Genomic DNA, 13,635 nt, shown 5'->3' with positions numbered 1-13,635 from the left:
TTATCATGAATAGAGTGTGGAAGAGTCTAATTTCGGAAGAAAATATCGTGAAATGGAGAAGGCATTTTCATAAGTATCCGGAATTATCATTTCATGAAAAAGAAACTTCGCAATTTATATATGATACATTATGCTCATTTTCTTCTTTTGAAGTAACGAGACCGACGAAGTATAGTGTACTAGCAATCAAAAGGGGTGTGAAGCAAGGGAAAGTAATTGCGATTCGAGCTGATATAGATGCTTTGCCAATTCAAGAGGAGACAAGTAAATCTTATACATCTGTGAATAAAGGAATGATGCATGCATGTGGGCACGATGCTCACGCAGCTATATTATTAAGTACTGCAGAGGTGCTTAATAATATGAAGGAAGAGTTTGTAGGAGAAATTCGTCTATTCTTTCAGCATGCAGAAGAAGTATACCCTGGTGGTGGACAAGAAATGGTCGAGGCGGGTGTTATGGACGGTGTTGATTATGTAATAGGTTTACATGTTATGTCTGGCTTGGAAAGTGGGAATGTAGGAATTGTATATGGACCGATGATGGCAGCACCAGACGTATTTACAGTTGAGATCCAAGGCAAAGGAGGGCATGCGGCGCGGCCAGAAGAAACGATTGATCCTATCGCTATCGGAGCGCAGATTATTACAAATCTACAACATATCGTATCTAGAAATACAAGTGCTTTCATGCAAAGAGTCGTTTCAGTTACGCAGTTTCATGGGGGAGTGGCTGACAATATTATTCCTAGTACAGCAACTTTAATGGGAACTGTTCGTTCATTTAATCATGCATTGAGGGTGGAAGCAGAAGGGAAAATCGAAAAAATTGTGAAAGGAATTACAGAAGCACATGGAGGATCGTATACATATACGTATCGATATGGATATGATCCGGTTATTAATGATGAATATATTACGAAAATAGTAGAAGAAAGTGCACTACATTTGTTTGGGAATGAGCGTGTTGTGAAGCTTGAACCTTCTATGGGTGGGGAAGATTTTTCAGCATATTTAAGAAAAGCACCCGGTTGTTTCATTAAATTAGGAACAGGTAATGAAAATATATATACTTGTTATCCACATCACCATCCGAAATTTGACGTGGATGAATCAGCATTAATTTGTGGAGTGGAGCTATTTTTAGAGACGACTATAAGATTACTAAAATCATAGAAAAACAAAAAAAGGCAACTGCGCTCTATCGCAGTTGCTTTTATTTCTTTCCGTCAGAGAGGGCTGAGAAAGAACTATGCTCATTTATAGTATATGAATAGCTAACGGACAAGCTTGTACATTTTAATCATTTTTTTAAAAATAGTTGTTGACATTGATAATCAATGTCAATTAATCTAAATATAGTTGAAATTGATAATTATTATCAATAGGATGGATGCGACATGTTAATGAGAAAAAAATTTCACCTTCTACGGAGGGGATTAAAAGATAAAAATAAAGATGTTGATCAGCATATGGAATGGCAACGAAATGTAATTCGGTCTGAATATGTAGATGAGAAGAAGAGCATTCAAACAGAAAAAGAGATACAAAGTAAAGGGAGAGGTTCAGTTGAGTAAGTTAGTAATGATTTTTGCAAGTATGAGTGGAAATACAGAGGAAATGGCTGACCATATTGCCGGCGTAATTCGTGAAACAGAAAATGAAATTGAAGTTATTGATATTATGGATTCACCAGAAGCTTCTATATTGGAACAGTATGATGGAATTATTTTAGGTGCATACACTTGGGGAGATGGTGATCTTCCTGATGATTTCTTAGATTTTTATGATGCAATGGATTCTATTGATTTAACTGGGAAAAAAGCGGCAGTATTCGGATCATGTGATTCGGCTTATCCGAAATACGGAGTGGCGGTTGACATTTTAATAGAAAAGCTACAAGAGCGCGGGGCAGCAGTTGTGTTAGAAGGACTAAAAGTAGAATTAACGCCAGAAGATGAAGATGTAGAAAAATGTTTACAGTTTGGAGCTGAATTTGTAAAACACCTTTCTTAATGGCAGAAGGGAGCTGAAGAGCAAGTGCATGAGAAAATCTCAATCAAAACGATGACAGATTATCATTTGTATGATTTTATGCGGTGTCCGCATAAATTTTACTTTCGTCATATAAAAAGAAGAGAACCTTCTTCATTTGAATGGCAACAAATAGCGCAAATGATTGTGAATCAAATTATTAACGAGTATTACACGCTACCTGCGGGTCAACAAACGAAAATTGTACTTTTAATATTAATAGAAAAGTATTGGAAAAAAGTAAGGATTAATATGTTTGCTTCGAAGACGGAGTACTATATTGTATTAGCGAAGCTAACGGATCACTTATTACAGTTTGTTGAAAGGGATGATAGTCAGACACCACCATTGTTTTTATACGAGAAGTTTCAAACATATATGGAAGAGTTAGGTGTCCACATGTCATTGACATTTGAAGTTGGTGAGTGGAATGCTGAGTCGTTTGTAATTAAAAAGTATGTTGTCGATGCGGATGAGGAAATGCTTGCTCTTTGTCAGAAGCTAATGACAGTATTCAGTTATAAAGCTTTCGGCGTTCTTCCAGGAAAAATTGAAGTTATTAATTTAATAGAAGGAACTAAGTATGAGTACATTCCGAAACAGGAAGATATTATAACTGGAATGGCTGATTTATCTAGAATGAAAGAAATGTTACAGCAACCTGAGCATTATACAGAGCGTCATTTTCGTTCTGAGTGTTTAAGTTGTGCGTTTCGTAGTGAATGCCAAGGGGAAGAAGTAAAGAAAGAAGCGAAACAGAAGAAAAATATAGTTCATTAAAGGATGCAACTTTGCATCCTTTTTTGTTATTGACATGAAAAGCTTTTCATCATTTACGGTATATTTGTAGCAGATTTTAATAAAGTGAAACTTTAATCAGTGGGGTTCAATCGGGCTACCCGCAAATAGCGGGATAAAGGGAGGAATAATCAATGAAAGATGAAACGAAAGTATTTCAATGGTTAAAAGAACAAAATGCTCCTTTTGAAATTCAACTGCAAATTTTACAGGCATTTCAATTGTATAAAGTTATTGTTGAAATGGATAAAAAGTTAATGATGTATGAGGAGAGAGTATATAGGGAGAGAATGTAATCTCATCCCTGTAATATCGTTTTTAGTTGTTCTGTACTTGTAATGAATTCGAGTTCATTCTCTGATTCAAAGTTATAAATAATATTATGTAGTAAAGGACTATATTGATAAAAGGTAGTAATGCGGTGAATGAGTAATGGATCATGATGAGAAATAAGTGTACTGTACTGTTCATATACAGATGTAGTAAACTCATGTCCGAAATCATAATATAGTCCTGCAAAATCAAAAGCAGGATCGCCAATTTGCGCATCACCAAAATCGATAACACCTGAAATGCGTTTGTTCTGCTTGTTAAATAAAATGTGATGATGTGTAAAATCAGCGTGAATGATTGTATCTTGAAATTTAGATGTAGCTAGACAGGCAAAGAAATTCTCGAATAAACGATTTAAGGCTGATTTCTGGAACGAAGTAAGATTGTTAGTAACATACTGATTTAATTTAGTTTGTAGCTCTTTCCAGTAGGTAAGTGTTTTTTCAATAGGGAATCCTAACGCTGTAACACTTTTTAGAGGAATACTATGTAGAGCAGCAAGGAAAGTTGCTAATTGTGTAATAAGTGCTTTTCGTTCTTGTTTTTCTAGTGTAGTAACTATTTCTGTTTTTAAAGGTTCACCATGAATGAGAGTATAGTAACTACAAAGCGGAATAGCATCAGTCTCCTTTTTATAGAATAGGTGATACTTTGGAACTTTAATTTCATGTAGTGAACAAGAGAGAAGTGTGCATAGTTCTTTTTCTAACGGAATTCGCATTGCATATTCCTTTTTTCGCGGGAAACGAAACAGTAGCTCATCATTTACTATAATTGCTACATTATCCCAACCTTCTTCATTTTGTTTATATGAATGTATAGAAAGATTAGGCAAAGCTTCTTTTATATAATGTTTGTAAGAGTCCATAATTGTTCCTCGTTTCTGAGTTAAGTTATTCTACTTTATGATATCAGAATTTTCTTTCTATATGTTAAAATATAGCTATCATTATGAAGAAGGGCGGGAGTATTACGAAAAAAAGACTGTTAATCATTTCTTTATGTATCGCTTTTGTATTGTTTTGGTCATATAAAGAGGAGGTTTTTGCTACCTTTAAACCGATTGATCATTACGAGTTAAATAAGGAATTAAAGAACAAAAGTATAGAAAATTTAACTCATAATGAAATGAAAAAGGTAGGAGAGCATTTTGTGACTGAACAACTATCAGTGTTTGAGTTTAATAATAAAGAAGATGTGAAACGAAAAGGTGAAGAAATATTTTTAAATAGAGGGTATGAACAATTAATGGAAAATTATTATCCAAATCGTTTTCGAGATTTAGAGTATAAATTTACAAGCGAGGAGATACGTGAAGAGACAGATGAGAGTTTTCTCTATCAAGCTGTAGCGTACGTTGCGGGTACTGAAAATGGTAAGAGAAGCGAAATGAAATTGAATTATGAAGTGAAAATTGTAAAGGTTAATAATATATTTATGGTGCTAGAACAAAAGCAGCGCGTACAATAAAGGAAATTCATTGCTCAATAGATCATTTGGGGGGGTACTACTTAATGCGGAATAAAAAGGCCCTCAAGGAATCAAGGACCTTTAAAGATTTTCATTTTGTTGACCAAGTTCTTTTTGAGCAATATATAAATTTCCTTGCTCCACTTGTTTAAGTGTATGAACAGAATCGCCTGCATATCCTTTTTGTGTTTTAACAGTTCTTTTGGAACGATTGGAATTTTGTCTCTTCATATAATAGGCCACCTTTCATCAAAAATAAACGAAAATGATAAGTATGAGTAATACAGCAGCGAAAATGGTAATGCCCATTAAAAACGAAGTGTTTTTATATTTAGGTGGCTTATGTACATCTTGCCGATATCCAGGTGAAATTTCAGGGGCAAATTCTTCATCGAATGATTGCTTTTTTTCTTTGTCGTCCATATGTACCCACCTTTCTTTTTCATTATATTATACGTTACAAGAAAAAATATGCATAAAGAAAACAGCCGCTTTATTATTAGCGGCTGTTTTGTGTTGTATATTTTCGTTGTACTTGAAAGAGACGGATAAGTAGGAAGGCAGCGCCAAATGCTAGACCGATAATAAGACCGATCCAATAACCTTTTGCGGCCCATTCTGTATATGTTGCTAATATGTAACCTAGTGGTAGACCTATTATCCAATAAGCAATTAAAGTCATAATTAGAGCAACATTTACATCTTTATAACCACGCAGAGCTCCTTGTACAGGGGTTGCAATTGCATCTGAAATTTGAAATAAAATCGCAAAGATAAGAAATTCTTTTGCTAAATGATGAACTTTTGCATCTGTCGTATAAATAGAAGCAATTTGATTATCAAAGAAGTAGAGAAGAATTGAATATAATAAAGCAAAGGCAAGGGCTAATCCAATTCCAATCAGTCCGTATTGTTTTGCATTATCGTAACGTTTTGCTCCAACTTCGAATCCGACTGCAATAGTCATTGCCATTGCTAAACTTAGCGGAGTCATATATAACAAGGAAGCAAAGTTCATAGCTGCTTGGTGAGCTGCAATAGTTGTCGTACTAAAATTACTCATCATGAGAGTTACCGCAGCAAAAATACTCGTTTCAAAAAAGATAGCAAATCCGATAGGAACGCCAAGCTTTAAGAATGCTGTCCAACTAGAAAGAGAAGGGCGATATAATTGTTTGAAAATGTTGAAAGAGGCAAAAGGCTCTTTCGTCTGAATAATAATGACTGTAATAATTAAAATGCACCAATATGTTGCAGTGGAAGCAATTGCTGCTCCGACACCACCAAGCTTTGGGAAACCGAAGTTACCAAAAATTAATAGGTAATTTAATATTACGTTAATTGGTAATGATAGTAATGTAATAATCATCGTTGTTCGAGTTTTTCCTAATGCATCAATAAATCCACGTAAAACAGTGTAAGTGAATAAAGGTATAATTCCTATTGCGATAATACTTAAAAATTGAGCTGCAATTCGTTCCACAGGTTCTTCTAAGCGCATGCCGTTTAAAATAGGTGAAACGACGAAGAAACCGATGAGGATAACAACGAAGCTAGCACAAATTGCTAAATAAACTGCTTGTATGACAACGTGGGGAACGTCCTTTTTTTTCTTGGATCCGACAAGCTGTGCAACAATGGGAGTAGTAGCCATTAAAATTCCTGTTAATCCCGTACTAACTGGAAGCCATATACTTGTTCCAATTGCAACACCTGCTAAATCAGTTGGACTTGCATGTCCTGACATTGTTGTATCAAAAAAACTCATCGCAAATAATGACATTTGCGTTACGAAAATCGGAAAAAATAGTAATACAAATTGCTTTAACTTTTGTGAAAATGAAGTAGTTTCTTTCATAAAATCCCCTTTCCATATAAAAAAACAAACTCTTACTATCATACAATTTAATCAAAGATTAGAAAAGAAATACGCGCCTACAACATATGAAACCAATAAAAAAAGGATGCACTTTGAAAAGGGATAAGGTATTATGATAAGGTGTGAAAAAATTACATATTATTTGTTATTAAGGAGGCACTACTTGTGGCTGATTGGTTAATTGGTTTAATCATGGGTGCTGTTGAAGGGTTAACAGAGTTTCTACCAGTATCATCAACAGGACATATGATTTTAACAGGACATTTAATTGGATTTGACGATGAGAGAGCGAAAGTTTTTGAAGTTGTTATCCAATTGGGATCGATTTTAGCAGTTGTTGTTATATTTTGGAAGCGTCTATGGTCGTTAGTTGGAATAGGTAAAGTAACAGACGGACCATCGTTAAATTTATTACATATTATTATCGGGATGATTCCTGCCGGGATACTTGGCGTATTATTCCATAGCACTATTAAAGAGGTTTTATTTGGTCCAGGACCAGTTGTTATTAGCTTAGTAGCCGGTGGTATTTTAATGATTGTTGCTGAGAAGTTTTCAAAACCAAGTACAGCAAGAACGTTAGATGAAATCACATATAAACAGGCATTTACAATTGGAATGTTTCAATGTTTAGCTCTTTGGCCAGGATTCTCTCGTTCTGGTTCTACAATCAGTGGTGGTTTATTAGCTCGCGTGTCGCATACAGCGGCAGCTGAATATACGTTCATTTTAGCGGTACCGATGATGGTAGCTGCAAGTGGATTAGATTTAATTAAAAGCTGGGATGTATTAAGCTCAGCAGATATAACGCTATTTGTAACAGGATTTGTAACTGCATTCGTTGTTGCGATGCTTGCAATTGTTTCATTCTTGAAATTATTATCTCGTGTGAAACTAACACCGTTCGCTTATTATCGTTTCATTTTAGCTGCGGTATTCTATTTCTTCATTATGTAATAAAAAAACCTGCCGAGCTCGGCAGGTTTTTTTATTTTACTATTTTTTTCACCATATTTTCCATTACATGCTCCCAAAGAGAAGTATCATCAGCTAATGTAGCACGGAAATTAGCATACATTTCTTTTTGTTTTTCTTCGAATGTTGGATCTTCTTTTTCAGGTAATGTAGCGCGCATTGAAGTTACTAATTCTTGTACTTTTGGAGCGCGTGGTCCAAAGACGGCTTGTTCATTTCCATCTTTATCAATGAAAATAAAGATTGGAATCGCACGTGCTGTTCCATTTGTTAAATATTGATCCATTAATTCTAAGTTTTCGTCGCGAATTAATAAACTCATTTCAATATTTGCAACTTCAGAAATTCGTTTCATAACAGGTACGCATAAAAGAGCATCGCCACACCAATCAGCAGTTAATACGATAACACGCCAGCCGTCATTTTGACGTTCTTCTAATACAGGAAGTAATTCATTTGGAATTAAAAAGTTATTGTAAATGTGTAGTAGCTCGTATTGGTTTACTTGCATTTCATTCACATATGTATCAAAGGACATACCTTTATCAGCCCATTGTTGTAAGTTCATAATTAACACCTCTTTAGTAAGATTTGCTTTCATTGTACCAATTTTTATATAGAAAAGCTTGTATTCTTACTCTTTCTCGTCACTTAATAATTTATTTAAGAGGAAAAAGAATAGTACGACACATAATTCAGCTATGTTGGACATTTGTACGCTTTCTATCCAATCATCAGCAGTATGAATGACGAACCAATCTAGTGTAATTTCAATGAATGAGAAAAGAGTAATAGAAATCCAATTTGGCATGTTTTGTGTCAGTGGATATAGCAGCGCTTTGAAGAAACTGAAGATGAAAAATGTAATACTGTCTAAGAAAGTGATTAATAAAAAAAAGAGAAGTAACGCAGTACGTGAACTATACTCTATACCTGTAATTTGAAAGATTCCTACATATACAAAAAATATAAATGCAAAAATTATAATGAGAAAAAGAGCGATAATACTAATGATAATCGTTTTATCTTTTAGGCTGAGATTTGAGAATTTCTCCTCCTCATGCATTAAAATACCCCCTTTTTCTGGAAGTTAACTTCATTTTATCATGAAATACATATTAAAAAACTACGAATTATGGGAAAATAAGGTGACAAAAAGTAAGATTTCATGTAAAATTATTAATAAGGTTTTTATTTAACTAAATGAAATAAAAGGAGCTGTCAAAGTTGTCTCAAAATCGAGAGCAATTAATGGAAGAACTATCGACAAATGTGTTTGCTATGTTTCGCACATTGCGTAATGATATCGGAAAAATATTCGGTGGTTACATACCGTGGAATGAATTCATCGTCCTGAGAATATTAAATCGTACGAATAAAGAAATGGTATCGCGTGTAGCAAATGAATTAAATGTGTCGAATAGTCATATTACAGCTGTTACAGAAAAATTAATTAATAAAGGTTTTGTAACTCGTTCACGTTCTACATCAGATCGCCGAGTTGTGTATTTAGAGATTACAGAACAAGGGAAAGATTTAGTTGCGAAAATGGAAGATGCGAAAAAACAATATTTACAAGAAAGATTCTCTACACTTTCAGAAGATGAAATGAATGTAATGATTTCGATTTCCAAAAAACTTATTTAAGTGATTATAAACAAGAAAACGCTTACGTGATGAAAGAGAAGATCTTCCTTATATATGGAAGGTCTTCTTTCGTGTGTAATAGATGTTAAAAAATAAAATGTGTATGAAAAAAGATAGAGCGCCATACTACTAATACAAGGAAGGGAGGGAGAAATATGACGAATCGTAACGGTAGTAAAGGGAGCGGTAATCAAGGATCACCAAAGTCCGGCCAGTTTAATCAGGAATTTAGCACTGAATTTGAAACTGGTAATGATAATAAAGGGAAAGAATATCGTTCTAAAAAAGGGAGTAAATCAAAAAAGGAGTGAATATATTCACTCCTTTTTTGATTTACGATGCTGCCGATTGATCAGTATTATATTTTTCTTCTGATTTTGCGACAATCATTGCGCAAATTGCATCCCCAGAAATGTTTACAGCTGTTCTAGACATATCTAGAATACGGTCAATACCGATAATTAAAGCGATACCTTCTACTGGTAGATTTACTTGATTTAAAACCATTGTAAGCATTACAAGTCCAACACCTGGTACACCAGCAGTACCGATACTAGCTAGTACAGCGGTTAATACGACCATAGCTAATTGCGGTAATGTAAGTTCAACTCCGTATACTTGAGCGATAAATACAGTTGCTACCCCTTGCATAATGGCAGTACCATCCATATTAATAGTTGCCCCTAGTGGTTGTACAAATGAGCTTATCGCTTTTGGAACGCCAAGCTTATCTTGTGCTGTTTTCATTGCAAATGGAAGCGATGCATTAGAGCTAGATGTACTAAATCCAATTGCCATTACTGGTCCGAAATGTTTAAAGAAACGAACAATACTTTCTTTTGCTAATACCTTTAATAAGCCACCATATACAAAGACCCCGTGAATAATGAGTACTAACATAACGACAATCATATACTTGAACATCGCAGCGACGCCTGCAAGCCCCATTTTACCAACGGATGAAGCGAGCAAACCGAATGTTCCAATTGGGGCTAATTTCATAACGAGATTAACGAGATACATCATTAATTCGTTGCCCTGTTCAAGTAATGAATGGATACCTTGAACTCGTTTTCCTAAAATAGCTATACCGAGTCCAATCAATACGGCAAAGGCAATGATTTGTAACATGTTTCCGTCAGCCATCGCTTTTGCTGGGTTATCTGGTACGATATTTAGCAATGTGTCGACGAAAGATGTTTCAGTTTTTGCACCTTCATACTTAAGACCTTCTGTTTTAAAATTACCGCCAGCTCCTGGTTTTATAATAAGTGCAAATGTAACCGCTATAGAGATGGCAACCGCAGTTGTTACGAGAAAGAATGAAATTGATTTTAAACCGATTCTTCCAAGTTGTTTCGGATCTCCAAGGCCGGCAGCACCAAGTACGATAGAAATGAACACAACAGGAACAACTAGCATTTTAATAAGTCTAATAAACAATTGACCAATTGGGTTGAACACATATTGATTTAGTGGCTCAAAGATAGATGGAGCGGCTAAATTTAGAGTGAGTCCAACAACTAGACCTAGAAATAATGCGATTAAGATTGCTTTTGTTTGTTTCAATAAAATCCCCCCTTTTGTTTTTGCGAAATTCCTTCCTAAAGTAATTATACCGAAAAAATACCTAATTTGACAATATTTTCTGAATTTTTAGGTTTTTATTTAAGTACAGATAGATTGATTTTGTGTTTGGAAAATAAAATAGACCATCACATAGGATGGTCAAGGGAAGGGGACAATTTATGTCAATTTAATTAGGGATGGAAGTTGCTTTAAGACACTGGGGAATGTCTTATAAATTAGGGAGGAACAACTTCGATACATATACTATAAAAGATAGGTGTGACTCTCATGTGAACATAGGGTGAAAGAGAGAGGGAGTTTTAAATAAAAGATAGAAAGACAAAAAAATAAGACCATCATTTATAAGATGGTCAAGGAAGGGGACAATTTATGTCAATTTAATTAGGGATGGAAGCTGTTCAAAGACACTGGGGAATGTCTTATAAATTAGGGAGGAACAACTTCGATACATATACTATAAAAGGTAGATGTGACCTCTGTGTGAACATAGAGTGAAGGAGAGAGGAAGTTTTAAATAAAAGATAGAAAGACAAAAAAATAAGACCATCACATAAGATGGTCAAGGGAAGGGGACAATTTATGTCAATTTAATTAGGGATGGAAGCTATTCAAAGACACTGGGGAATGTCTTATAAATTAGGGAGGAACAGCTTCGATATATATACTATAAAAGGTGGATGTGACCTCTGTGTGAACATAGAGTGAAAGAGAGAGGGAGTTTTAAATAAAAGATAGAAAGACAAAAAAATAAGACCATCACATATAAGATGGTCAAGGGAAGGGGACAATTTATGTCAATTTAATTAGGGATGGAAGCTATTCAAAGACACTGGGGAATGTCTTATAAATTAGGGAGGAACAGCTCCGATACATATACTATAAAAGGTGAATGTGACCTCTATGTGAACATAGAGTGAAAGATATGGGGATTTGAAAAATAGTACATATGAAATTGTTATTGCTAGCAATATTGAGTTAGGATATATAGTTTTCCAGCATAAAAGAAAAAGAAGTCTGAATATAAATAAAAGTTGTAATCTATGAAAAAAAGGATTATGCTCAACTATATTATAAGGATATAAGGTTTGTCCCAATTCTTTAAGGGCTTTTAAAAAGCTTTTTATTTATGAGGGGAAAGCTTCACTTTAATAAGGGAGTTAGTGATATGGAAGTAACAAAAAAACAAGGGCTGTATAATCGTCTTATACGATTAAACCCACCACAAATATTAGCGTTAGGTTTTTTCTGCTTAATTGTGGTTGGCGGTTTGTTATTAAAGTTACCATTCGCAACGAAAGCACATATTAGTTGGGTAGATGCTTTCTTTACAGCAACGTCAGCAGCGACCGTAACTGGTTTGGGAGTAGTGGATACAGCAAGTACATTTACGATGTTTGGCGAAATTGTTATTATGTTTTTAATTCAAACAGGTGGTCTAGGTCTTATGACAATTGCCATTTTAATTGTTTGGGTATTAGGCAAAAAAATCGGATTACGCCATCGTTTATTAATTGGAGAAGCGTTTAATCAAACAAATATAGGTGGTCTTGTAAAATTAGTAAAGCGTGTCTTTATATTTTCGATTTGTATTGAGCTTATTGGGGTCATCTTTTTATCGTTTCGCTTTATTCCAGAGTTTGGTTTTGGAAAAGGTTTATACTATAGTATTTTTCATGTAATTGCATCTTATAATAATGCAGGCTTTGCTTTATGGCCAGATAATTTAACAAGATATGTAGGAGATCCCATTATTAATATTGGGATTTGCTCTTTAATTGTAATAGGTGGACTCGGTTTTACCGTATTAATTGATATATGGTATAGTCGCAGTTTTCGAAAATTATCACTTCACTCAAAAATAATGATTATTGGAACAGTAGTGCTAAATGTTATAGCAATGATTGTAATTTTTGTATTGGAATATAATAATGTGAAGACGTTAGGGAATTTATCTTTAAATGAAAAACTATGGGCTTCCTTCTTTCAAGGTATTACCCCGCGGACAGCTGGATTTAATACGGTTGACTATGGAGGTATGGAAGAATCATCTATATTATTTACGATGATTTTAATGTTTATTGGTGCAGGAAGTGTATCAACAGGTGGAGGAATTAAATTAACAACGTTTGTTATCTTAATTACATCTGTCCTTTCTTTCTTTAGAAAAAAGGAGGAAATTGTTTTATTTCAGCGTACAATTAAAATGTCGACAGTAACGAGGGCCTTAGCGATTGCTGTTGCCAGTCAAATACTTATTTTTGCAGCGGTATTTATATTAATGCTTACAGAAAACTTCAGCTTTATTCAATTATTATTTGAGACAATATCAGCGTTTGGTACAGTCGGATTAACGATGGGAATTACTGCAAAGCTATCGGCATTCGGAAAATGTATTATTATGTTTGTTATGTTCTGCGGATTAATTGGACCATTAACACTTGTGTTCTCTTTAGCGCGACCAGCAAAACAAAAAATAAAATATCCATCGGAAGATGTGTTTACAGGATAAGGTATCCCGCGTTAAGCGAGATACCTTTTTCTTTTTTAGAAAAGGGAGAACAATAAACCAATAAGTGCTACTCGGAATAAAATTGCGATAAGTGCAGCAATCCCACCGACAACTGCAGCGATACCGCCAGTTACAGTAGCTCCGCGATTATAAGCGTAAATACCGAGTAAAACAGAAACAAGACCAAATAGTGTGGGGAATGTAAATAGCGATAAGATAGATAGCGCAAGAGCGATAAAACCAGCAGTTGATCCAGCAGCGGACGATTTTACAACATCTTTATCGTCTTTATCATCGTAATCATAATCAATGCGTTGTGGTGCAACCTCAGCGGCATACTCTTCTTTATAATCACTATCTATTCTATCTCTTCTTTTATAATCATCAAATTTCTCAGTCAA

Annotated in this window: 18 protein-coding genes; 10 read left to right on the top strand and 8 right to left on the bottom strand. The window is 34.6% G+C overall.

Annotation, left to right across the window (positions count from 1 at the left end):
- The first annotated feature begins 5 nt into the window (after positions 1-5).
- The 5 genes from BUA87_RS10690 (at position 6) to BUA87_RS31285 (ending at position 3,127) form a co-directional block, all read left to right on the top strand.
- Entirely contained in the window at positions 6-1,175 is a 1,170-nt protein-coding gene (locus BUA87_RS10690) for an amidohydrolase (protein ID WP_001082810.1), read from the top strand.
- 224 nt (positions 1,176-1,399) lie between these two features.
- Positions 1,400-1,576: a hypothetical protein gene (locus BUA87_RS31290; protein WP_000929009.1), complete on the top strand. Its 177-nt coding sequence runs from the start codon at positions 1,400-1,402 to the stop codon at positions 1,574-1,576.
- Positions 1,569-2,015: a flavodoxin gene (locus tag BUA87_RS10685; protein ID WP_000041153.1), complete on the top strand. Its 447-nt coding sequence runs from the start codon at positions 1,569-1,571 to the stop codon at positions 2,013-2,015. The genes BUA87_RS31290 and BUA87_RS10685 overlap by 8 nt, the downstream gene beginning before the upstream one ends.
- Positions 2,016-2,039: 24 nt before the next feature.
- Complete coding sequence (locus BUA87_RS10680) at positions 2,040-2,813, top strand: hypothetical protein (RefSeq protein WP_071714661.1); 774 nt, start codon at positions 2,040-2,042, stop codon at positions 2,811-2,813.
- Between the two features lie 152 nt (positions 2,814-2,965).
- Positions 2,966-3,127 (top strand): hypothetical protein, encoded by a 162-nt coding sequence (locus BUA87_RS31285; RefSeq protein ID WP_000651086.1) that lies wholly within the window; start codon positions 2,966-2,968, stop codon positions 3,125-3,127.
- 2 nt (positions 3,128-3,129) lie between these two features.
- Here BUA87_RS31285 and BUA87_RS10675 read toward each other — a convergent pair whose 3' ends face one another.
- On the bottom strand, positions 3,130-4,032 hold the full coding sequence (locus BUA87_RS10675) for an aminoglycoside phosphotransferase family protein (RefSeq protein WP_000378974.1): 903 nt from the start codon (positions 4,030-4,032) through the stop codon (positions 3,130-3,132).
- Between the two features lie 83 nt (positions 4,033-4,115).
- Between BUA87_RS10675 and BUA87_RS10670 the strand changes: the two genes are divergently transcribed.
- The gene (locus tag BUA87_RS10670) at positions 4,116-4,634 is read left to right on the top strand and encodes a hypothetical protein (protein ID WP_000715250.1); all 519 of its coding nucleotides are present in this window, start codon (positions 4,116-4,118) and stop codon (positions 4,632-4,634) included.
- Positions 4,635-4,715: 81 nt separating this feature from the next.
- On the opposite strand, the gene BUA87_RS31280 is transcribed toward BUA87_RS10670, so the two are convergent.
- From BUA87_RS31280 to BUA87_RS10660, 3 genes are all read right to left on the bottom strand, one after another.
- Positions 4,716-4,865: a hypothetical protein gene (locus BUA87_RS31280; protein ID WP_000828707.1), complete on the bottom strand. Its 150-nt coding sequence runs from the start codon at positions 4,863-4,865 to the stop codon at positions 4,716-4,718.
- 18 nt (positions 4,866-4,883) lie between these two features.
- Positions 4,884-5,057, bottom strand: a complete 174-nt coding sequence (locus tag BUA87_RS10665; protein WP_000341062.1) for a hypothetical protein — start codon at positions 5,055-5,057, stop codon at positions 4,884-4,886.
- 76 nt (positions 5,058-5,133) lie between these two features.
- Positions 5,134-6,492 (bottom strand): MATE family efflux transporter, encoded by a 1,359-nt coding sequence (locus BUA87_RS10660; protein WP_000665559.1) that lies wholly within the window; start codon positions 6,490-6,492, stop codon positions 5,134-5,136.
- 186 nt (positions 6,493-6,678) lie between these two features.
- Here BUA87_RS10660 and uppP point away from each other — a divergent pair, with 186 nt between their 5' ends.
- A complete protein-coding gene (gene uppP / locus BUA87_RS10655; RefSeq protein WP_000796253.1) occupies positions 6,679-7,470 on the top strand; it encodes a bacitracin resistance undecaprenyl-diphosphatase in 792 nt (263 codons plus the stop codon).
- A 31-nt stretch (positions 7,471-7,501) separates the two neighbouring features.
- Here uppP and BUA87_RS10650 read toward each other — a convergent pair whose 3' ends face one another.
- A complete protein-coding gene (locus tag BUA87_RS10650; protein WP_072939643.1) occupies positions 7,502-8,089 on the bottom strand; it encodes a thioredoxin family protein in 588 nt (195 codons plus the stop codon).
- A 33-nt stretch (positions 8,090-8,122) separates the two neighbouring features.
- Positions 8,123-8,554, bottom strand: coding sequence for a YrvL family regulatory protein (locus BUA87_RS10645; protein ID WP_000544072.1), 432 nt, complete (start codon positions 8,552-8,554; stop codon positions 8,123-8,125).
- A gap of 161 nt (positions 8,555-8,715) precedes the next feature.
- On the opposite strand from BUA87_RS10645, the gene BUA87_RS10640 reads away from it, so the two are divergent.
- Both BUA87_RS10640 and BUA87_RS10635 read left to right on the top strand, forming a co-directional pair.
- Entirely contained in the window at positions 8,716-9,135 is a 420-nt protein-coding gene (locus BUA87_RS10640; protein WP_000081434.1) for a MarR family winged helix-turn-helix transcriptional regulator, read from the top strand.
- 155 nt (positions 9,136-9,290) lie between these two features.
- Entirely contained in the window at positions 9,291-9,446 is a 156-nt protein-coding gene (locus BUA87_RS10635) for a hypothetical protein (protein WP_000184928.1), read from the top strand.
- Between the two features lie 22 nt (positions 9,447-9,468).
- Here the strand turns inward: BUA87_RS10635 and BUA87_RS10630 are convergent, their stop codons facing one another.
- Complete coding sequence (locus BUA87_RS10630; RefSeq protein ID WP_000814809.1) at positions 9,469-10,704, bottom strand: dicarboxylate/amino acid:cation symporter; 1,236 nt, start codon at positions 10,702-10,704, stop codon at positions 9,469-9,471.
- Positions 10,705-11,890: 1,186 nt separating this feature from the next.
- Here BUA87_RS10630 and BUA87_RS10625 point away from each other — a divergent pair.
- On the top strand, positions 11,891-13,234 hold the full coding sequence (locus BUA87_RS10625) for a TrkH family potassium uptake protein (protein ID WP_000454115.1): 1,344 nt from the start codon (positions 11,891-11,893) through the stop codon (positions 13,232-13,234).
- A gap of 35 nt (positions 13,235-13,269) precedes the next feature.
- Here the strand turns inward: BUA87_RS10625 and BUA87_RS10620 are convergent, their stop codons facing one another.
- Positions 13,270-13,635 (bottom strand): imidazole glycerol phosphate synthase, encoded by a 366-nt coding sequence (locus tag BUA87_RS10620; RefSeq protein WP_072939640.1) that lies wholly within the window; start codon positions 13,633-13,635, stop codon positions 13,270-13,272.

The organism is Bacillus sp. bc15 (assembly GCF_900142585.1).
GTDB classification, from domain to species: domain Bacteria; phylum Bacillota; class Bacilli; order Bacillales; family Bacillaceae_G; genus Bacillus_A; species Bacillus_A cereus.
This window is presented reverse-complemented; position numbering and strand designations above follow the sequence as displayed.

Excerpts from the sequence above, each read along its gene's own strand:
- BUA87_RS10675 (WP_000378974.1), bottom strand. The coding sequence starts at position 4,032 with ATGGACTCTTACAAACATTATATAAAAGAAGCTTTGCCTAATCTTTCT.
- BUA87_RS10690 (WP_001082810.1), top strand. The coding sequence starts at position 6 with ATGAATAGAGTGTGGAAGAGTCTAATTTCGGAAGAAAATATCGTGAAA.
- BUA87_RS10650 (WP_072939643.1), bottom strand. The coding sequence starts at position 8,089 with ATGAAAGCAAATCTTACTAAAGAGGTGTTAATTATGAACTTACAACAA.
- BUA87_RS10670 (WP_000715250.1), top strand. The coding sequence starts at position 4,116 with ATGAAGAAGGGCGGGAGTATTACGAAAAAAAGACTGTTAATCATTTCT.
- BUA87_RS10625 (WP_000454115.1), top strand. The coding sequence starts at position 11,891 with ATGGAAGTAACAAAAAAACAAGGGCTGTATAATCGTCTTATACGATTA.
- BUA87_RS10665 (WP_000341062.1), bottom strand. The coding sequence starts at position 5,057 with ATGGACGACAAAGAAAAAAAGCAATCATTCGATGAAGAATTTGCCCCT.
- BUA87_RS31285 (WP_000651086.1), top strand. The coding sequence starts at position 2,966 with ATGAAAGATGAAACGAAAGTATTTCAATGGTTAAAAGAACAAAATGCT.
- BUA87_RS31280 (WP_000828707.1), bottom strand. The coding sequence starts at position 4,865 with ATGAAGAGACAAAATTCCAATCGTTCCAAAAGAACTGTTAAAACACAA.
- BUA87_RS31290 (WP_000929009.1), top strand. The coding sequence starts at position 1,400 with ATGTTAATGAGAAAAAAATTTCACCTTCTACGGAGGGGATTAAAAGAT.
- BUA87_RS10635 (WP_000184928.1), top strand. The coding sequence starts at position 9,291 with ATGACGAATCGTAACGGTAGTAAAGGGAGCGGTAATCAAGGATCACCA.
- BUA87_RS10645 (WP_000544072.1), bottom strand. The coding sequence starts at position 8,554 with ATGCATGAGGAGGAGAAATTCTCAAATCTCAGCCTAAAAGATAAAACG.
- BUA87_RS10660 (WP_000665559.1), bottom strand. The coding sequence starts at position 6,492 with ATGAAAGAAACTACTTCATTTTCACAAAAGTTAAAGCAATTTGTATTA.